We start from the raw sequence: 19,522 nt of genomic DNA, 5'->3' as shown, positions 1-19,522 counted from the left end.
GTGATTCCTGGATATCTATTTCAAACGATAGTAAAGCTCACGGTATGACTTCGCCGCGACTTGCCAGCTAAAATCCATGGTCATGGCCTGACGTTGTACAAACCGCCACAGCGAAGGCCGGGACCACAATACGAAAGCACGCCGAATCGCGCGTAGCAGCGACCAGGCATTACTATCTTCAAATACAAACCCACTGGCGATACCATCCGCCAGGTTTTCCAGCGAACTGTCAGAGACCGTATCAGCCAGCCCACCGGTGCGCCGCACCAGCGGCAGCGTGCCGTACTTCAGTCCATACAACTGCGTTAAGCCACACGGCTCAAAACGGCTGGGAACCAATATAACGTCGGCCCCACCCATGATGCGGTGCGAGAAGGCTTCGTGATAGCCAATCTGTACGCCCACCTGTCCTGGATGTTCCGCCGCCGCGGCGAGGAAACCTTCCTGTAAAACCGGATCGCCCGCACCAAGCAATGCCAGCTGTCCACCCTGCTCTAACAACCCCGGTAGCGCTTCCAGCACCAGATCCAGCCCTTTCTGACTGGTCAGGCGGCTGACTACGGCAAATAACGGCACTTTGTCGTTAACCTTAAGTCCCATCGCGATCTGTAGCTGGCGTTTGTTCTCCGCCTTCTCTTCCAGCGTTTCACGCGTATACCGCGACGCCAGCAGCAGATCGGTTTCCGGGCTCCAGATTTTTTCATCAACGCCGTTCAGCACACCGGAAAGACGTCCTTCACGATGACGCTGCTGCAACAGACCTTCCATGCCGTAGGCAAACTGCGGCTCGGTAATTTCCCGCGCGTAGGTCGGACTGACCGCCGTAATGTGGTCGGCGTAGTACAACCCGGCCTTCAGGAAAGAAATCTGCCCGTTAAACTCCAGTCCGTGCACGTTAAAGAACGACCATGGCAATTGGATGTCATCCATATGCTTTGCATAAAACATGCCTTGATACGCCAGGTTGTGCACAGTGAACACCGATTTCGCCGGATGGCCGCGCGCCGCCAGATACGCCGGGGCCAGACCGGCATGCCAGTCGTGCGCATGCACCACATCCGGGCGCCAGAATGGGTCAAAGCCACAGGCCATTTCACTGCCGACCCAGCCCAGCAGCGCAAAACGCAGCACGTTATCGGTATACGCAAACAGATTAGTGTCGTGATACGGGCTACCGGGACGGTCATAGAGATGCGGCGCGTCAATCAGGTAAATGCCCACACCGTTGAAATGCCCGAACAACAGCGTAATACGTCCGGCGAAGGTATCGCGACGCGTCACTACCTGCGCATCGGGAATGCCGCGACGGATATCAGGAAACGCCGGGAGCAGCACGCGGGCATCCACACCGTCCGCGATTTGCGCTGCGGGTAACGCCCCAATAACATCCGCCAGTCCCCCGGTTTTTAACAAAGGGAACATCTCTGAACAAACGTGTAAAACCTGCATTATCGCTCCTGTTTGATCTGCAGTTTGCGCAGCATTTCACGCGTGACCAGTACAATACCTTCCTCTGAACGGTAGAAACGACGAGCATCTTCTTCCGCGTTTTCACCAATCACCATGCCTTCAGGAATAACGCAGGCGCGGTCGATAATGCAACGACGTAAGCGGCACGAACGTCCCACCCACACTTCAGGTAACAACACTGCCGAATCAATGTTACAGAATGAATTCACCCGCACTCGCGGGAACAGAACGGACTGCACTACCACCGAACCAGAAATAATACAGCCGCCGGAGACCAGCGAGTTCAGCGTCATTCCGTGGCTACCGGAACGGTCCTGAACAAATTTCGCCGGCGGCAGTGATTCCATATGCGTACGGATTGGCCAGTCCTGGTCGTACATATCCAGTTCAGGCGTCACCGAAGCCAGATCGAGGTTTGCTTTCCAGTAGGCTTCCAGCGTTCCCACATCGCGCCAGTACGGCTCGGATTCCGGGTCAGACTGTACGCAGGACAATGGGAATGGATGTGCATATGCCATGCCAGCTTCGGTGATTTTCGGGATGATGTCTTTGCCAAAATCGTGACTGGATTTTTCATCGAGGTCATCTTCCGCCAGCAGTTCATACAGATAATCGGCGTCGAAGATGTAGATCCCCATACTGGCAAGCGATTTGGTCGGATCATTAGGCATCGCTGGCGGGTTGGCAGGTTTTTCAACGAACTCGATAATTTTATCGGTGTCGTCCACGTCCATTACGCCAAACGCGCTGGCCTCTTCAATAGGCACTGGCATACAGGCCACTGTGCAACGCGCGCCTTTCTCAACGTGGTCGATCAGCATGCGTGAGTAGTCCTGCTTATAAATATGATCGCCCGCGAGGATCACCACATATTCCGCTTTATAGCGTCGAATGATGTCCAGGTTTTGGGTCACCGCATCCGCCGTACCGCGATACCAGTTTTCACCCTGCATCCTCTGCTGGGCAGGCAGCAGATCGACGAACTCGTTCATCTCTTCACTAAAGAACGACCAGCCGCGCTGAATATGCTGCACCAGCGTGTGTGACTGGTACTGAGTGATCACGCCGATACGGCGGATCCCAGAATTAAGACAGTTGGATAAGGCAAAATCGATAATGCGGAACTTACCGCCAAAGTGCACGGCAGGCTTGGCACGCTTATTGGTTAAATCTTTCAGGCGAGTACCGCGGCCACCGGCCAGGATCAGGGCAACAGATTTTAATGGCAGCTGGCGCGCCAACATTACACGATCGTTCTTCTCTAAACTTACCATGACTAACTCCTTTTTATCTTCTCTGGAACACACACAGTCCGTGCGCAGGTCCCTGCCAGACCGCCGTAAGCACCGGATTATCCTCTCCGGCAAATGGGGGAATGGCATGCCATTCCCCTTCAGGTAAAACGATATCTGTCACCTCAAGCGTGGCGTTTATTGCAATCAGGAAACGATCTGAAAGCAGGATTTGCATCTGCCTCGGGCCGTTATGCCACTCATCCGCACTTAAGGGTTGTGCGTACTTATTCAGCCAACGAACATTGCCATCGCCCTCTTCCCACCAGCAATCGCCTGTTAATGCAGGTATTTGCCGGCGCAGATGAATCAACGCGGCGGTAAATGTGGTTAGCCCACTGTTTGCCTGCTGCCAGTCCAGCCAGGTTAAGGCGTTATCCTGGCAGTAAGCGTTATTATTACCGTGCTGGCTATGACCATGCTCATCACCCGCCAGCAGCATCGGCGTCCCCTGGGAGAGCAACAGCGTGGTTAACAGCGCATGAATGCTGTCGCGCCGCCGCTCAATCAGGTCCAGCGAGCCGCCTAATCCTTCTTTACCATGATTGTCACTGTAGTTATTGCTAGTGCCGTCGCGATTTTCCTCACCATTCGCTTCATTGTGCTTATTTGTGAAGCAAACGCAGTCGCGTAGCGTAAAACCGTCATGCGCGGTCACCAGATTGACCGTGGCGCTGGGATTGCGGCCCGGGCGTTTAAACACGTCGCTGGATGCGGCAAAACGTCCGGCAAACTCGCCCAACGAAAGATTACGCTGGAGCCAAAAACGTCGCGTCGCATCGCGGAAATGGTCGTTCCACTCGGCAAACGGCGGGGGGAAATTCCCCACCTGATACCCGCCTTCACCAATATCCCACGGTTCCGCAATCAGCTTGGCGCGTGAAAGCAGCGGACAGTTTTGGATCGCGGTAAACAGCGGAGCATCCTGACGAAACTCAGGCGTACGCCCCATGACGGAAGCCAAATCAAAACGAAAACCATCCACATGGCAGGTTTCAACCCAGTAGCGCAGGCACTCGCATGCGTATTCCACAACGCCAGGATGGCTCAGATTGATGGTGTTCCCACAACCGGTCCAGTTGTAGTAATCGCCATCATCTCTGATCCAATAATAGCTACGGTTATCAATTCCGCGCAGCGAGAAGACAGGTCCTTCGAGATCCAGCTCGGCGCTGTGGTTTAAAACGATGTCGAGAATGACCTCAATACCCGCTTTATGCAGCGCTTTTACCGCGTCGCGAAACTCATCAAGCGCACTCTCCGGCGAGCTGGCATAGGCCGGATGCAGCGCGTACATCGCCACCGGGTTGTAGCCCCAGTAGTTTGACAGGCCCAGCCGCTGAAGCCGCGGTTCGCTGGCGAAATGCGCCACCGGTAACAGCTCCAGCGCGGTAATGCCGAGGCGCTTGAAATAGTCGATCATCACCGGATGACCCAGCGCTTTGTAGGTCCCGCGAATTTCTTCCGGCAGGTCAGGATGCAAATACGTCAGCCCTTTGACATGCGCTTCGTAAATTACGGTATTGCCCCACGGCGTGCGCGGCGGGGCATCATCCTCCCAGTCATAATGGTCGGACACCACCACGCCCTTCAGCGCGATGGCGGCGTTATCATGATGATCCGGTTCATTCAGCCCACCATGCAGCAGTGGGTTATCTTTTAACTCGCCATCCACCCGACGCGCGCAAGGGTCAAGCAGCAGTTTCGCCGGATTAAACCGGTGGCCCTGCTGCGGTTGCCACGGACCATGTACGCGATAGCCATAGCGTAGACCGGGACGGGCGTTGGCCAGATAGCCGTGCCAGACATCGCCGCTACGCCCCGGCAGGTCGTAGCGGAGTTCGCAGCCTTGCTCATCGAATACGCATAATTCAACGCGTTCAGCGTGGGCCGAAAAGAGGGTGAAATTGACGCCATGGCCGTCATACGTTGCACCATGGGGGGTGGCGTTGCCGGTTGCCAGTTGCGTCATTATCCCTCCCGCACCAGCCAGATCGTTGCCAGCGGTGGCAACGTCAGGCTCAGTGAGTGCTGACGACCATGACTGGCGATTTCATCGCTGTGCACCGCGCCGCCGTTACCGGTATTGCTACCGTGATAATGCATCGAATCGGTATTGAGGATCTCGCGCCATTTGCCCGGCTGATTGATACCGAAGCGATAGCCGTGGCGAGGCACTGGCGTAAAGTTGCTGATAACGATGATTTCATTACCGACTTTGTCACGACGAACGAAAGCCAGCACCGAACGTTCTTTGTCATCCACCACCAGCCACTCGAAGCCATAAGCGTCAAAATCAAGCTCGTGCAGCGCTTTGTGATGACGATAGGTAAGGTTCAGATCGCGCACCAAACGCTGTACGCCGTGGTGCCAGTTATCGCCGCCTTCCAGCAGATGCCAGTCGAGGCTGGCGTCGTGATTCCATTCACGCCCCTGAGCAAACTCGTTGCCCATAAACAGCAGTTTCTTGCCCGGGAAGGCCCACATCCAGCCGTAGTAGGCGCGCAGGTTGGCAAACTTCTGCCATGCGTCTCCCGGCATGCGATCGAGAATTGATTTTTTACCGTGTACCACTTCATCGTGCGACAGCGGCAGGACAAAGTTTTCGGTGTAGTTGTACAGCATGCCGAAGGTCAGCTTATCGTGATGGAACTGACGATGAACCGGATCCAACTTCATGTAGTCCAGCGTGTCGTGCATCCAGCCGAGGTTCCACTTATACCAGAACCCTAAACCGCCCATATCCTGTGGCCTTGAAACGCCGGCAAAGTCGGTGGACTCTTCCGCCATGCTCACGGCCCCCGGCACCTGCTCGCCAAGAATACGGTTGGTATTACGTAAAAACTCAATGGCTTCGAGGTTTTCACGACCGCCAAATTCGTTCGGGACCCACTCCCCTTCTTTACGGCTGTAGTCGCGATAAATCATCGACGCCACGGCATCTACGCGCAGCGCATCGATACCAAAACGTTCAATCCAGTACAGGGCATTGCCCACCAGATAGTTACTGACTTCACGGCGACCGTAGTTGTAGATCAGCGTGTTCCAGTCCTGGTGATACCCTTCGCGCGGGTCGCTATGCTCATACAGATTGGTGCCATCAAACTCTGCCAGACCAAAGTCGTCCGATGGGAAATGGCCCGGCACCCAGTCGAGAATGACGTTCAGTCCGGCCTGATGCGCGGCATTCACAAAATAGCGGAAATCATCACGCGTCCCGAAACGACGGGTCGGCGCATACATACCGGTAGGTTGGTAGCCCCAGCTACCGTCGAACGGATGCTCATTAATCGGCAACAGTTCGAGATGGGTAAAGCCCATCCACTTGACGTAAGGCACCAGTTGATCCGCCAGTTCGCGGTAGCTCAGCCAGAAGTTGTTATCGGTATGACGACGCCATGAGCCCAGGTGCACTTCATAGATAGAGATCGGCGCATCAAACTGGTTGGCTTTTTTTCGCTCCTCGCTTTGCACCACTTTTTCCGGCAGACCGCAGATAAGCGACGCGGTTTCCGGGCGCATTTGCGCTTCGAAGGCGTAAGGGTCCGCTTTGATTCGCAGCTTACCGTTCGCATCGATCATCTCGTATTTATACAGTTGACCATGCTGCGCGCCGGGGATAAACAGCTCCCAGATACCGCTTTCTTTACGCAGGCGCATCGGGTGGCGACGGCCATCCCAGTAGTTGAACTGCCCAACCACTGACACGCGTTGAGCGTTAGGCGCCCAGACGGAGAAGCGCGTACCGGTTACGCCATCCATGGTATCCGCATGCGCGCCCAGCGTTTCGTAAGGTCGCAGGTGCGTACCTTCAGATAACAGCCAGGCATCCATATCCTGGATCAGCGGGCCAAAACGATAAGGGTCATCAATCAGATTCTCCTGTCCATGCCAGACAACAGCTAACTGATAGCGAAAGAAATTTTTACGGCGGGGAAGTACAGCACAGAAAAAACCGCGAGAGTCGAGGCAGTCCAGCTTGCCGACTTTGCGTCCGGTTTTGGGTTCGATCACCCACACTTCGGTGGCGTCAGGTAATAGGGCGCGGACTTCAAGTCCAGCGTCAGTTTGGTGCATACCGAGTACGGAAAAAGGATCCGCAAAATGGCCTGCAATTAGCGCATTAATCACGTCTCTATCGATACGAACGGACATGGTTGTCATCCTGTTTTATGGTGTCACGCCTTCCAACTGATCTTCGACATCAGGTAGTGACACTTTTTTTGACCTGAACGGCGCAGCACAATTGTGCATCCTCTCTGCGTCGTCCCACCTTCAGGCAACAACTTAATACCTCCGGTACTAAGTCACCCTTAAAGAATAGCCAATGCTTTATCTTACTCCTGGTAAAAAATGAAACATCTGCGCTTACTCCTGTATTACGCAAAAAAATGGGTGACTCAGCACCCATTGTTAAAACACGCAATCCCTCTGCCGGAGAGCCGTATTGACTGATCCGGCCAAGTGGTTCGCGTCGTTTGTAGGCCTGATAAACGTGGCGTCATCAGGCCGTCCCACATTACGCCAACTGACGCAGCATACGGCGCAATGGCTCTGCAGCACCCCACAGCAACTGGTCGCCCACGGTAAAGGCTGACAGGAACTCCGGTCCCATATTCAGCTTACGCAGACGGCCTACTGGCGTGGTCAGCGTGCCGGTAACGGCCGCCGGGGTTAACTCACGCATGGTGATATCCCGATCGTTTGGCACGACTTTGGCCCACGGATTGTGCGCTGCCAGCAGTTCTTCCACGGTCGGAATAGACACATCTTTTTTCAGTTTAATGGTGAACGCCTGGCTGTGGCAGCGCAGCGCACCGACGCGCACGCACAGACCATCTACCGGGATCACGGAAGAGGTGTTAAGAATTTTGTTGGTTTCAGCCTGTCCCTTCCACTCTTCGCGGCTCTGACCGTTATCAAGTTGTTTGTCGATCCACGGAATCAGGCTACCGGCCAACGGTACGCCAAAGTTATCAACCGGCAGTTCACCGCTGCGGGACAGGGTCGTCACTTTACGTTCGATATCGAGAATAGCAGAGGAAGGGGTTGCCAGTTCATCGGCCACATGGCCATACAGATGACCCATCTGGGACAGCAGTTCGCGCATATGGCGCGCGCCGCCGCCGGAGGCCGCCTGATAGGTCGCCACAGAAACCCAGTCAACCAGGTCATTGGCAAACAGGCCACCGAGGGACATCAGCATCAGGCTAACGGTACAGTTACCGCCGACAAAGGTCTTAATACCTTTGTTCAGGCCGTCAGTGATGACATCCTGGTTAACCGGATCGAGAATGATGATGGCATCGTCTTTCATACGCAGCGAAGAGGCCGCGTCAATCCAGTAACCCTGCCAACCGCTTTCACGAAGCTTTGGATAGATTTCGTTGGTATAATCGCCGCCCTGACAGGTCACGATGATATCGAGCGCCTTCAGCGCATCCAGATCAAAAGCGTCTTGAAGCGTGCCGGTCGTGGTTCCACCGAATGTCGGTGCCGCCTGCCCGAGCTGGGAAGTAGAAAAGAAAACAGGGCGAATGGCGTCGAAGTCACGCTCCTCAACCATGCGTTGCATGAGAACAGAGCCGACCATACCGCGCCAGCCGATAAAACCAACATTTTTCATAGCGTTTTTTTCCTGCAGAGATGTGTGCTGTGTATGCTAACCAGTATCCTACTGGCCTATCCTTCACCATACAAAAAGCAGCCAAAGTCGCAAGTGAAATTAATCAATGATAGCGAAGCCATCAGTAATGCGACTTATCTCGCTGCGCAAGCAAGCAGAAAGTCCGCGGTAATAGTAAGGGAATTTGAGTTATGAATGAAATCATTTCAGCGGCAGTTTTATTGATCCTTATTATGGACCCGCTCGGAAATCTGCCCATTTTCATGTCCGTATTGAAACATACCGAACCAAAACGCCGCCGCGCGATTATGATTCGCGAGCTGTTCATTGCGCTGTTGGTGATGCTGATATTCCTGTTTGCTGGCGAGAAAATACTGGCATTTCTTAACCTGCGCGCGGAAACCGTTTCGATCTCCGGGGGCATCATTTTGTTCCTGATCGCCATTAAGATGATTTTCCCCAGCGCCACCGGGAATAGCACCGGGCTTCCGGCAGGCGAAGAGCCGTTTATCGTGCCACTGGCGATTCCGCTGGTAGCCGGCCCGACAATCCTGGCTTCATTAATGCTGTTATCACATCAGTATCCGAACCAGATGGGGCATCTGGTGATTGCTCTGCTGATCGCCTGGGGTGGTACTTTTGTGATTTTGCTGCAGTCGTCGCTGTTTTTACGCCTGCTGGGCGAGAAAGGGGTTAACGCACTGGAGCGCCTGATGGGGCTGATTCTGGTGATGATGGCTACCCAGATGTTCCTCGACGGCGTAAGGATGTGGATGAAGGGGTAATCTCTCCTTTTTGGCTCAGATAGCATGTTACCCGGAGAACAGTTCCGTTCACGTCATGCTCATTGCTTCTCTGAGATCTCGTCACCAGTGAACGTGTTAAGGGGGCTACGCAGCCCTCTTAACAATCCAGGCTCTCCGGCACCGCTGTAATTTCAGGTATTCCTTACACTTTTAACTCGCTGAAAAAACGTATATTCATTTCTGCGAGGTGCCTTCCGGAATGCCCTCTTGTCAGCATCGCGGATTGGCATTATCTTCTCGCTGCACCTGCAAAATCAGGTGCCAGGATTGGTCCCCTGATTACCTCATTCGCGATAAAATTCACTTTTGTCGTGCGACCAGCTACACCTCAATGGTGGGCTGGACGGTGGCGTCGTAAGACGCGCCGGTATCCAATGAGGCCGGTAGGACCAACTCCGTTCAGCCCGCCACCAAAAGGTTGGTCCCTTAGGTGGCGGTAAAATTTGACTCATTGGAGGCTGCCCTATGGCGACTACCCCTCTCTTTTCACACTCTTTATTTACCCTGCCCTTTAGCCATGCCACGGATTTCACCGAACTGGCGGATAACTGCGAGCGTTTTGTCGAAGGGCTGGTTGAATGCCATGACCCGGTTGAAAAACTGGCGATTTGTGCACGTCTGTCGGCCTGTCTCGCGTTATTGCAACCGACCTTAACGGAGCCTGTACCGCAGCATCTGCAAGCGAGCCTGACGGTAGAAACATTCCCGACCCGTTTTCCCCTTTTCGAGCCGGAACCAGACCAGATGGGGCGCTACTGTCAGTTATTAACGCACCTGCTGATGAGTAAAACGCTGTCTGACGAGATGGAACGAGTGGCGGGTGACTTACTGCAGGATCTGGTGGGCTATTTCGCCGATACGCTAAAAGCGCCGCGCAGGCTGAAAACAGAAGAAGGGCTGGTCATGCTATAAAAAGCCGGGTAGCGCTTGCGCTTACCCGGCCTACGGTGTGGATGTGTGCTCGTTTCCAGGCCCGGTAAGCGCAAGCGCCGCCGGGCAATGCCATCAGCTCAACAGCTGAAAGGCAATCATACCGACAATCGCACCGACCGTGCCGAGGATGGTTTCCATCATCGTCCAGGTCTTCAGCGTTTGCGCTTCGGTCGCACCGGTAAATTTACCGAACAACCAGAAACCAGCGTCGTTAACGTGGCTGACCACGATAGAGCCGCCCGCGATACAGATAGACAGTGCCGCCATCTGGGCACCGGAGTAGTTCAGTTGCTCAATCACCGGCATCACCAGACCAACCGCCGTTAAGCAGGCCACAGTCGCGGAACCCTGAATGATACGCACCGCCGCCGCCAGCACGAAGCAGGTGATGGCAATCGGCAGGCCCATACCGGTTAACGCTTCGCCCAGCGCCGGACCGACGCCAGAATCAACCAGAACCTGTTTGAACACACCGCCCGCACCAATCACCAGCAGAATAATCCCCGCTGGCTGCAGCGCATGACCACAGATCTCCATCACGCGGTCTTTTGGCATGCCCTGGCGTACCGCCAGACCGTAAATTGCCACCAAACAGGCAACCAGAATCGCGGTAAACGGGTGACCGATAAACTCGAACCATTCATAGGTTGTAGAACCGACCGGAACAAAGCGTGCGGCGATGGTTTTCAGCCCCACCAGCACCAGCGGCAGCAGGATAAGCGATAAGCTGAAGCCAAAGGACGGCATTTTGCCTTCGCCCAGATGCGGCTCGGAAATATCTTCCGGTACGTGCAGCTCGACGTAACGGCTGATGAAATTCCCCCACAGCGGCCCGGCGATAATCATGCCCGGAATCGCGGCACACAGGCCAATCAGGATCATCCAGCCAAAGTCGGCGTGCATCTGAGAGGCCAGCAGCATCGGCGCAGGCCCTGGCAGCAGGAATGCCGCAGCAGCCGCTACGCCCGCAAACAGCGGGATCACAAGCTTAACCAGGTTTGTCCCCGTATGGCGCGCCATTGAGAATGCCACGCTAATCAGCAGCACAATCGCCACCTCAAAGAACAGCGGCAGCGCGCAAATCAGACCGGCCAGGCCAATCGCATAATGTGCGCGGCTGTGACCGAAGGATTTCAGCATTTTGACGGCAATCTGATCGACAGCTCCGGTCTCATGCAAAATCTTGCCGAACATCGCCCCCAGCGCCACAACAATCGCCAGGAAACCGAGCGTGCCTCCCATCCCTTTTTCCATGGTCGCCGCGATTTTATCGAGCGGCATACCGGAAAAGAGACCTGCACCAATGGATACCACCATCAAAGCAACGAAGGCGTGCATACGCGCCTTCATCACTAAAAACAGCAGTAATAAAACGGACCCTACTGCTGTTAAAACAAGCGTTAATGTACTCACTACTTACTGCCCTGGTTAATAACCTCAATGGTGCTGGCGACCACACCGTCCAGTGGTTGATCGATATCGACCACCAGTACATCGTTTTCATTCGCACCCGGTTCTTCCAGCGCTTCAAACTGGGTCACCAGCATCTGCGTTTTGAAGAAGTGACCTTTACGCGCTTTCAGGCGGCTTTCGATAACGTCAAAATCCCCTTTCAGATAGATGAAAGAGAGGTTCGGGTTACCGTCGCGTAGCTGGTCGCGATAGACTTTTTTCAGGGCGGAACAGACGATCAGCGAAACCTTGTTGGTACGCTGCATCGCAAAGGCGGCGTCATTCAACGCCTGTAACCACGGTTTGCGGTCGTCATCGTTGAGTGGCTCACCAGAAGCCATTTTCATGATGTTGCTGCGCGGATGGAGAAAATCGCCATCAAGAAACGCGGCCTGCAGTTGATGCGCCACTTCGCTGGCGACAGCAGATTTACCGCTGCCCGATACGCCCATCAGAACGTAAACGTGGTGATCATGATTAGTCGTGCTCAAAGCGTTGCCCCCACTGGTACAAGAATCAGGAAATTGTTACGGGTAACTGTTATCGGTAACATTGTCCAGCCGGATAAATAGAGAAGCAATATCCATTCGTGCTCGAAGTGTATAAGTGTGAGCTACTTCAAACTTGTTGGCTTAAATAGATCCGCCCGGTGACAAGGTGAAACCTAAATCTAACATTTTAGGTGTAACGGCTTCACCGCGGATGCGCGCCAGCAGACGTTCTGCGCCAATGCTGCCCATGCGTTCACGCGGCGTGAGCACGCTCGCCAGACGCGGCTCCATCACCTGCCCGATGTCGTGACCGTGGAATCCGGCAATCGCCATGTCATCAGGGATTTTCAGCCCTAAACGCTGGCATTCGAAGGCCGCCCCTACCGCCAGGTCATCGTTGGTACAAAAGACACCATCGAGCTGCGGGTATTCACGCCGCGCCTGACGGATAAGTTCAATACCGGAGGAGTAGGAAGAGGACTGCTCCACCATCACGCTGTACGGCACCAGGTCGGCATCGCGCATTGCCTGCTCGTAGCCTCTCTGTTTGATGATAGTACGTTCATCAAGGCGTGCGCCAAGATAGGCAACATGACGGTGCCCGCGGGCGATGATAGCGGCTGTCATCTGACGCGCGGCTTCGAAGTTGTCGAAGCCCACGGCAATATCAAGGCATGGGGACTGGCTGTCCATCAGCTCAACCACCGGGATACCGGCAACCTCAATCATTTTCAGCGTACGGGGCGTATGGCTACGTTCGGTGAGGATCAGGCCATCAATATTCCACGACAGCATCGATTCCAGACGCTCTTGTTCCATCTCAGGCTTATAGCCGTAGTGCGCCAGCATGGTTTGATAACCATGAGCGTCAGTGACAGCCTCAATGCCGCGTAGCACTTCAGCAAAAACCTGGTTAGTAAGAGACGGTAACAGCACGCCGATAGCGCGGCTGGTGGCGTTAGAAAGGATATCAGGAGCGCGATTGGGAATATAACCCAGCTCATCAAGTGCAGCGGCAATTTTGCCCCGCAGCGCCACGGAGACCTGCTCCGGGTTACGCAAAAAGCGGCTGACCGTCATTTTGGTTACGCCCACGCGGTCGGCTACATCCTGAAGTACGGGTCTTTTCTTTTTCATCGTCCTGAAGCGTTAAAAAGGGATAGATTCCCCCAGTTTACCACGGACGTGCGTGAACCTTCGCAGAGAAAAAAAGGAGTTTTTTATTGTGAGAAATACACAAAATCATTCGAGTTGCATCAAGGCGGCGACGCAGTAAATCCCCGGGAGCGTACATTAAGTACGCGACCGGGGTGAGCGAGGAAAGCCAACACAGATGCAGCTTGAAGGATGCCGTGTATTTTTATACTGGCGGCAGATCAAACAACAACACTTCGCTGTCGCTGTCGGCATGAATAGAAAGGGCCTGCTCATCCCAGATTGCCAGACCATCGCTGGTGGTCGCTTTGGTCCCGTTAATTGTCACGTTACCTTTTACTACCTGGATCCAGACGCGGCGTTCAGCGGCAATCTGATGCACCGACTGCTCATCTTTGATCAGTGCCCAACGGTACAGTTCCATATCCTGGTACACTTTCAGCGAGCCATCACGGGCATCCGGCGACAGCACCAGTTGTTTACCCTGAGCGGCATCAAAACGGCGCTGCTCATAGCGTGGGGTAATACCGTTCTCCTGCGGCATGATCCAAATCTGATACAGATGCAGCTTCTCAGTATTGCTCGGGTTGTACTCCGAGTGACGGATCCCCGTCCCGGCGCTCATTATCTGGAACTCACCGGCCGGAACCTGCTCTTTGTTCCCCATGCTGTCCTGATGTTCCACCGCGCCTTCCAGCACGTAAGTCAGGATTTCCATGTCTTTATGGGGATGAGTACCAAAGCCCTGGCCTGCGTCGATCACGTCATCGTTAATCACGCGCAGTGCCGAGAACCCCATAAAGTTTGGGTCATAGTAGTTGGCAAAAGAGAAGGTATGCCAGGAATCGAGCCAGCCATGATTAGCGTGGCCACGGTCATTAGCTTTGCGTAAGTAGATCATTGTGTTCACCCCCAGATGTTTTCGATGGAGTAAGTGTGGACTCAATCCGCCGGGGATCATAGAGGGTGAAAATTGACTCCTCTGTTCAAAAAAAATGAACAAGTCCAGAGGAGTCTGCGCAGGCTATTTGGCGAGAGTTATCGTCGCCGGAGAAGCCTGTTCAAAGGCGCGTTCGAGGAGTTCCAGGTTGGTAAGAACTTCAGATTCCTTGACGTAATTAGGCGTACCGGCTGTCAGCGTCTGGTAAAGCGCATCATAGACGCGACCATAGTCCCCCACTTCCGGCTGCACCTCTTCTTTTACCGTCAGGCCGTCATCATTGACGTACTCCAGCATCCCAATGGAATCGTCAGCAGCGAAACCTGGCTCACCTGGCATGATATTGGCCTTCAGGCTGGTTTCCTGCTGGTCGATGCCGTACTTCACAAACGAGCCTTTGGTACCGTGAACGATAAACTTCGGATAGTCGATTTTCACCAAGTGACTGGTTTTAACAATGGCTTTCAGAGAGCCGTAGAACAGCTGTGCTTCAAAGGTATCGTCCGGATTCGCTTTGTTGCGCAGGCTGCGGATGTCATAGGCCACGCAATCGGGACGACCGAACAGCGAGATAATCTGATCCATGGTGTGTACGCCCAGACCATAGAATGCGCCGTCCTGCGGCAGTCCCGGCTTGGTTTCCGCCTCGGGGCGGTAGTAATCGAAATGGCTTTCAACCTCAACAATTTCGCCGAGCTTGCCGCTCTCAATCGCTTTTTTAGCGGTGAGGAAGCAGGAATCAAAACGACGGTTCTGATATGGCGTAACGGTCAGCCCTTTGCTTTGCGCCAGTTCGAACAGTGCTTTTGCTTGCGCAAGCGTCGGCGTGAAGGGTTTCTCAACCAACACGTTTTTACCCGCTTCCAGCGCGCGTTTGGCGTATTCAAAATGGCTGTCAGCATGGGTACAGACGATCACCAGCTTCACCTGCGGATCGTTTAAGATCTCGTCAAGGTCACTGGTGAAGTGAATATGTGAATATTGTGGTGCCTGCTCTTCCGGCTTGGCGTGGCGGCGAAAAATGTGCGCGACATGCCAGCTATTTTTGCGGTTGAGGACGTACGGCAAATGGTAGCGAGTGGTGCTTTTACCAAAACCAATAAATGCGCAGTGTAAGGTCATGAGACGATCCTTTCGAAGGTGATTGTCTACACCATAGCGCAAAGCGGCTGGAGACTGAATGTTGGATTCTTTGCCGGATGGCGCTTGAACTGCACCACAGGGCGACAGGATCGGCCGTCGGCGTCGCAGGCAGTTTGTTCACGGCAAGCGCGCAGGGCCCGGAGCGTACTAAATGTACGTGAGGAGCACGAGCACTTCCCGGGGACGAAATGGCAAGTAAGCCAGGCAGACACAAAACCTCAAAAAAAAAGCCAGCAAAAGCTGGCTAAAGTAATACTGGAAGCAATGTGAGCAATGTCGTGCTTTCAGGTTCTCCGTAGGGGTTCCCCTGAACGCAGAGCAATAATAATCATTCTCATTCGCACTTGTCTACTTCTTTTTGCAAAAAAATGCAGTTGACGGAATTTTCTTTCTCAGCGAGTGTAAATACACAATTAACCCTGCTGGAGATAAGGAATGAGTGAGATAGTGATACGCCACGCTGAACCGAAAGATTACGACGCAATTCGTCAGATCCACGCCCAGCCGGAGGTGTACCACAACACGCTACAGGTTCCTCATCCTTCCCTCGAGATGTGGCAAGCGAGGCTAACCGAGCAAGCCGGGGTCAAACAACTGGTTGCCTGTATTGACGATATCGTCGTGGGGCATCTCTGTATTGAGGTCGCGCAACGCCCGCGTCGCAGCCACGTGGCTGATTTTGGTATCTGCGTGGATGCACGGTGGCACAATCGCGGCGTTGCCAGCGCGTTGATTCGCACGATGATCGACATGTGCGACAACTGGCTGCGCGTCGAGCGTATTGAGCTAACGGTATTTGTTGATAATGAGCCGGCCGTGGCGGTGTATAAGAAATACGGCTTTGAAATCGAAGGCACAGGTAAGAAATACGGCCTGCGCAACGGTGAATACGTTGATGCCTACTTTATGGCGCGCGTGAAATAAAATTAAGGGCGAGTCTTATCGCCCTTCTTATTGAAAGGACGCAAGAGTGAAAAAGTACCTTCCCCTGGTGTTGCTGGCAGCACTCTCCCCTGCTTTCGCCACTACCGTACAAAATCTCGATTCCGTGCCCAGCGCCATTCAACACCCGGAAGGTAAACAGATTTTTGCTGAGCAAATGGCGGGAGCAACCCCTGCCAAAGGATTTGGCGAGCTTCCACAGGGATTATCTGAGAACGCGTGGATTGCCTGGGTTGCGCCGAATGAAGATCCTGACAACCTGATCCTCACGGGTGCCAAAGCCTGGGGCAAAGACGGCAAATATATCGGTGTCGCCTGTTTCGCCGACAATCCGGCCGACGCCGGGCAGGCAAAGAAATACGCGGATAACAACTGTCCGGAAAACTACAGCAACGGGCGCGCCAATAAATTATATCTCGGCGTTTTTTCCTGGCAGAACCAACAGCTAACGCCGATTGCACGCTCGGAAAAACCATTAAACCAACTCTCTGAGTGGAATAAAACCGCCGAAAAAGAGAGCGATGATGAGTCCGTCAGACCACTGGCCTATTATACAAAACTGGATCTGGCACCGTACCGGATCGCATCCGATACGCTGGCGTTTGGGGTGCGCGGTGGATACTCTGAGGCGTATTCCGGCGGCGGCGCATTTTATGAAGTGCTGGAGCTCTATGCGATCAAAGACAACAGGATAATCAACGTGTATTCCGACCTTGTTTATCAATATACGGACATCGCCGGAGAGTGGAATAAAGACGGTACAAGACAGCACGACATCAGCGAAAGTAAATATATCCTCAAAATGCGTTCGGCAAAAACGCACGGGTTTTATGATTTAGAGCGCGTAAACCTGCAGGATAAAAGCAGCCAAATATTCCGCTGGTCTGAATCGCTGCAGCGATATGCGCCATAACCAACCAATAAGGCCGACATCGTTCCGAACGCTGTAGGCCATTATCCTTTATATCTCGCCGTTAAATTCAGGAGCGGAAGCGCTATCCGACCCTGGCATAGAGTTTTTGATTGCAGTCCATCGTTTCCCCCGCCGTCATGTTCAGGCCTAACAACCACCTGAATTATATGGTTATTCACCTTTTTATCTTCATCGCTATTTTTCGTAACGTTAATAATATTAATATTACATTTTTGTTTTTTTTTGGTTTCTGCCATCACTTTATGGTGACAATCACAACAATATACTTCTCCTGGGACTAACTTAACCACGGTGAGGTAAAAAATGAAATTTGAACGCCATCATAGAATATTGAAAGAAATCAGTATTTCGGGAGTTGTAAAAGTTTCAAATCTGGCGAAAAGTCTCAAGGTAACAAAAGAAACCATTCGCTCAGATCTCAATGAACTTGCCGGACAGGGATATCTCACTCGCTGTCATGGTGGTGCATTTATTACCCTTGATTCTCTTGATAACGTTGCAAAAAACGAAATTGCTTATGTGCTGGAAAAATATGAATCAGCGCAGAAAATAAAAAAAGGTCTCTCTGCCATGAAAAATAATGTATGTGTTATTGGCTCGTTCAATGTTGATATTATCAGTTACCTACCGAGGCTACCCTCGACAGGAGAATCATTACTTGCCGATAAATTTATTTTTTCGCCAGGCGGTAAAGGATGTAATCAAGCATTAGCGGCAAGCTATGCCGATTCTGATGTGCATTTTATTACTAAAGTAGGGTCAGACCATTTTAGTGATTACGCCATTAATTTTATAAACTCATCAAAAATCCATAAAAGTGTAATCTACCAGACCAAAGAAACACAAACTGGTACAGCTACCATCATGGTGAATGGAGATACCGGGGATAACGTCATCGCTATCTATCCCGGTGCTAATATGACAATTTCACCTGATGAAATCACCATACAAAAAGAAGCCATTATTCATTCAGATATTGTTCTTGTACAACTGGAGACAAATTACGAGGCGCTTCAGCAAACAATTCGTCTCGCACAAAAAAATGACATACCGGTAATTATCAATCCAGCGCCATACAATGAAATGGTCAATACCATCATTGATGACATCGATTATATTACGCCAAATGAAACCGAAGCTGGTCTCCTGGCAAACATGTCCGTCAATGACATTGAGTCAGCCAAATGTGCAGCGAAGATTATTCATCAGAAAGGTGTAAAAAATACCATTATTACTTTAGGTAGCAAAGGATCTCTCGCTTATGACGGAACGCAATTCATCTATTCTCCGGCATTCCCGGCAGTTGTAAAAAACACCGCAGGAGCTGGCGACGCCTTCAATGGCGCACTCGCATCTGGCCTTGCTAAAGGAAAATCACTGGCATCCGCATTATGCTACGCCAGCGCATTCGCCTCGCTTGCTGTTGAAACACCCAATGCCTCTGACATGCCAGAAAACGAATCCGTTCTACATCGCATTCAGAGTTCACATTACAGACAAACTATCTCTACTCACTAAATCAAGGGGCAGACTATGAACAATACGCAGAAAAAACTAAAGGTGCTCTTTATTGGAGAATCCTGGCATATTCACATGATTCATTCAAAAGGTTATGACAGTTTTACCTCCAGTAAATATGAAGAAGGCGCTACATGGTTACTGGAATGCTTAAAGAAAGGTGGTGTGGAAATTGATTACATGCCTGCTCACACCGTACAAATCGCATTTCCAGAAAGCATTGATGAACTAAACCGTTATGATGTCATTGTCATTAGCGATATCGGCAGCAATACATTCCTGTTGCAAAACGAGACATTCTATCAGCTCAAAATAAAGCCAAATGCTCTGGAATCAATTAAAGAGTACGTCAAAAATGGTGGTGGTCTGCTTATGATTGGCGGCTATCTGTCATTTATGGGTATTGAGGCAAAGGCCAATTACAAGAACACCATTCTTGCCGAGGTCTTGCCAGTTATTATGCTTGACGGCGATGATCGAGTAGAAAAACCAGAGGGTATCTACGCTGAGGCTGTCTCGCCTGAACATCCTGTTGTAGACGGATTCTCAGACTACCCGATATTTCTTGGATATAACCAGGTTGTCGCCAGAGAAGATGCTGATGTCGTATTAACAATAAATAATGACCCACTGTTAGTGTTCGGTAAATACCAACAGGGTAAAACCGCCTGTTTTATGAGTGACTGTTCGCCGCACTGGGGAACTCAGCAATTCATGTCCTGGCCGTTTTATACCGACCTGTGGGTTAACACGCTTCAATTCATCGCCAGAAAATAAAAAACAATGGAGTAACGAAAGTTACTCCTTTTATAAAATATAA

Annotated in this window: 16 protein-coding genes; 6 read left to right on the top strand and 10 right to left on the bottom strand. The window is 52.3% G+C overall.

The genetic code is table 11. The features are described 5' to 3' along the window. Positions 1–15: 15 nt before the first annotated feature. The 5 genes from glgA to asd form a co-directional block, all read right to left on the bottom strand. Positions 16–1,449 (bottom strand): glycogen synthase GlgA, encoded by a 1,434-nt coding sequence (glgA, locus tag OGW44_RS08165; RefSeq protein ID WP_016154814.1) that lies wholly within the window; start codon positions 1,447–1,449, stop codon positions 16–18. Beyond that, positions 1,449–2,744 carry a glucose-1-phosphate adenylyltransferase gene (gene glgC, locus OGW44_RS08160; RefSeq protein WP_016154815.1) on the bottom strand — a complete coding sequence of 432 codons (1,296 nt, stop codon included), beginning with the start codon at positions 2,742–2,744 and terminating at the stop codon, positions 1,449–1,451. The genes glgA and glgC overlap by 1 nt, the downstream gene beginning before the upstream one ends. Before the next feature lie 13 nt (positions 2,745–2,757). Beyond that, positions 2,758–4,734 carry a glycogen debranching protein GlgX gene (gene glgX, locus OGW44_RS08155; protein WP_019078135.1) on the bottom strand — a complete coding sequence of 659 codons (1,977 nt, stop codon included), beginning with the start codon at positions 4,732–4,734 and terminating at the stop codon, positions 2,758–2,760. Continuing rightward, positions 4,734–6,917, bottom strand: a complete 2,184-nt coding sequence (glgB, locus tag OGW44_RS08150) for a 1,4-alpha-glucan branching enzyme (RefSeq protein WP_016154817.1) — start codon at positions 6,915–6,917, stop codon at positions 4,734–4,736. Before glgB ends, glgX begins: the two co-directional genes overlap by 1 nt. Before the next feature lie 364 nt (positions 6,918–7,281). Continuing rightward, on the bottom strand, positions 7,282–8,388 hold the full coding sequence (gene asd / locus OGW44_RS08145) for an aspartate-semialdehyde dehydrogenase (protein WP_016154818.1): 1,107 nt from the start codon (positions 8,386–8,388) through the stop codon (positions 7,282–7,284). A 191-nt stretch (positions 8,389–8,579) separates the two neighbouring features. Between asd and yhgN the strand changes: the two genes are divergently transcribed. Together yhgN and OGW44_RS08135 are read left to right on the top strand one after the other, a co-directional pair. Continuing rightward, positions 8,580–9,173 (top strand): NAAT family transporter YhgN, encoded by a 594-nt coding sequence (yhgN, locus tag OGW44_RS08140; protein WP_003023480.1) that lies wholly within the window; start codon positions 8,580–8,582, stop codon positions 9,171–9,173. A gap of 486 nt (positions 9,174–9,659) precedes the next feature. After that, on the top strand, positions 9,660–10,106 hold the full coding sequence (locus OGW44_RS08135) for a hypothetical protein (RefSeq protein ID WP_185654942.1): 447 nt from the start codon (positions 9,660–9,662) through the stop codon (positions 10,104–10,106). A 93-nt stretch (positions 10,107–10,199) separates the two neighbouring features. Here the strand turns inward: OGW44_RS08135 and gntU are convergent, their stop codons facing one another. From gntU to OGW44_RS08110, 5 genes are all read right to left on the bottom strand, one after another. Continuing rightward, positions 10,200–11,540 (bottom strand): gluconate transporter, encoded by a 1,341-nt coding sequence (gene gntU / locus OGW44_RS08130; protein WP_016154820.1) that lies wholly within the window; start codon positions 11,538–11,540, stop codon positions 10,200–10,202. Next, positions 11,540–12,070 (bottom strand): gluconokinase, encoded by a 531-nt coding sequence (gene gntK, locus OGW44_RS08125; protein ID WP_003023475.1) that lies wholly within the window; start codon positions 12,068–12,070, stop codon positions 11,540–11,542. Before gntK ends, gntU begins: the two co-directional genes overlap by 1 nt. 141 nt (positions 12,071–12,211) lie before the next feature. Continuing rightward, the gene (gene gntR / locus OGW44_RS08120; RefSeq protein WP_016157654.1) at positions 12,212–13,207 is read right to left on the bottom strand and encodes a gluconate operon transcriptional repressor GntR; all 996 of its coding nucleotides are present in this window, start codon (positions 13,205–13,207) and stop codon (positions 12,212–12,214) included. A 223-nt stretch (positions 13,208–13,430) separates the two neighbouring features. Continuing rightward, complete coding sequence (yhhW, locus tag OGW44_RS08115; protein WP_185654941.1) at positions 13,431–14,126, bottom strand: quercetin 2,3-dioxygenase; 696 nt, start codon at positions 14,124–14,126, stop codon at positions 13,431–13,433. Positions 14,127–14,249: 123 nt separating this feature from the next. Then, positions 14,250–15,287 carry an oxidoreductase gene (locus OGW44_RS08110; protein ID WP_046274517.1) on the bottom strand — a complete coding sequence of 346 codons (1,038 nt, stop codon included), beginning with the start codon at positions 15,285–15,287 and terminating at the stop codon, positions 14,250–14,252. 456 nt (positions 15,288–15,743) lie between these two features. Here OGW44_RS08110 and yhhY point away from each other — a divergent pair, with 456 nt between their 5' ends. From yhhY to OGW44_RS08090, 4 genes are all read left to right on the top strand, one after another. Further along, positions 15,744–16,232: an N-acetyltransferase gene (gene yhhY, locus OGW44_RS08105; protein ID WP_019078130.1), complete on the top strand. Its 489-nt coding sequence runs from the start codon at positions 15,744–15,746 to the stop codon at positions 16,230–16,232. 46 nt (positions 16,233–16,278) lie between these two features. Then, complete coding sequence (locus OGW44_RS08100; RefSeq protein WP_185654940.1) at positions 16,279–17,163, top strand: hypothetical protein; 885 nt, start codon at positions 16,279–16,281, stop codon at positions 17,161–17,163. A 324-nt stretch (positions 17,164–17,487) separates the two neighbouring features. After that, positions 17,488–18,702 carry a PfkB family carbohydrate kinase gene (locus OGW44_RS08095; protein WP_104652127.1) on the top strand — a complete coding sequence of 405 codons (1,215 nt, stop codon included), beginning with the start codon at positions 17,488–17,490 and terminating at the stop codon, positions 18,700–18,702. A 15-nt stretch (positions 18,703–18,717) separates the two neighbouring features. Continuing rightward, positions 18,718–19,479, top strand: coding sequence for a glutamine amidotransferase (locus OGW44_RS08090; protein WP_049283109.1), 762 nt, complete (start codon positions 18,718–18,720; stop codon positions 19,477–19,479). Positions 19,480–19,522 lie beyond the last annotated feature (43 nt).

Origin of the sequence: Citrobacter sp. Cb023, assembly GCF_030336805.1 — a bacterium.
Taxonomy (GTDB): domain Bacteria; phylum Pseudomonadota; class Gammaproteobacteria; order Enterobacterales; family Enterobacteriaceae; genus Citrobacter; species Citrobacter braakii.
Note: the sequence above shows the minus strand (reverse complement) of the source record. Positions and strands in the feature narration are given on the sequence as shown.

Coding starts and splice junctions, on each gene's coding strand:
- glgA (WP_016154814.1), bottom strand. CDS start 1,449: ATGCAGGTTTTACACGTTTGTTCAGAGATGTTCCCTTTGTTAAAAACC.
- glgC (WP_016154815.1), bottom strand. CDS start 2,744: ATGGTAAGTTTAGAGAAGAACGATCGTGTAATGTTGGCGCGCCAGCTG.
- glgX (WP_019078135.1), bottom strand. CDS start 4,734: ATGACGCAACTGGCAACCGGCAACGCCACCCCCCATGGTGCAACGTAT.
- glgB (WP_016154817.1), bottom strand. CDS start 6,917: ATGTCCGTTCGTATCGATAGAGACGTGATTAATGCGCTAATTGCAGGC.
- asd (WP_016154818.1), bottom strand. CDS start 8,388: ATGAAAAATGTTGGTTTTATCGGCTGGCGCGGTATGGTCGGCTCTGTT.
- yhgN (WP_003023480.1), top strand. CDS start 8,580: ATGAATGAAATCATTTCAGCGGCAGTTTTATTGATCCTTATTATGGAC.
- OGW44_RS08135 (WP_185654942.1), top strand. CDS start 9,660: ATGGCGACTACCCCTCTCTTTTCACACTCTTTATTTACCCTGCCCTTT.
- gntR (WP_016157654.1), bottom strand. CDS start 13,207: ATGAAAAAGAAAAGACCCGTACTTCAGGATGTAGCCGACCGCGTGGGC.
- yhhW (WP_185654941.1), bottom strand. CDS start 14,126: ATGATCTACTTACGCAAAGCTAATGACCGTGGCCACGCTAATCATGGC.
- OGW44_RS08110 (WP_046274517.1), bottom strand. CDS start 15,287: ATGACCTTACACTGCGCATTTATTGGTTTTGGTAAAAGCACCACTCGC.
- yhhY (WP_019078130.1), top strand. CDS start 15,744: ATGAGTGAGATAGTGATACGCCACGCTGAACCGAAAGATTACGACGCA.
- OGW44_RS08095 (WP_104652127.1), top strand. CDS start 17,488: ATGAAATTTGAACGCCATCATAGAATATTGAAAGAAATCAGTATTTCG.
- OGW44_RS08090 (WP_049283109.1), top strand. CDS start 18,718: ATGAACAATACGCAGAAAAAACTAAAGGTGCTCTTTATTGGAGAATCC.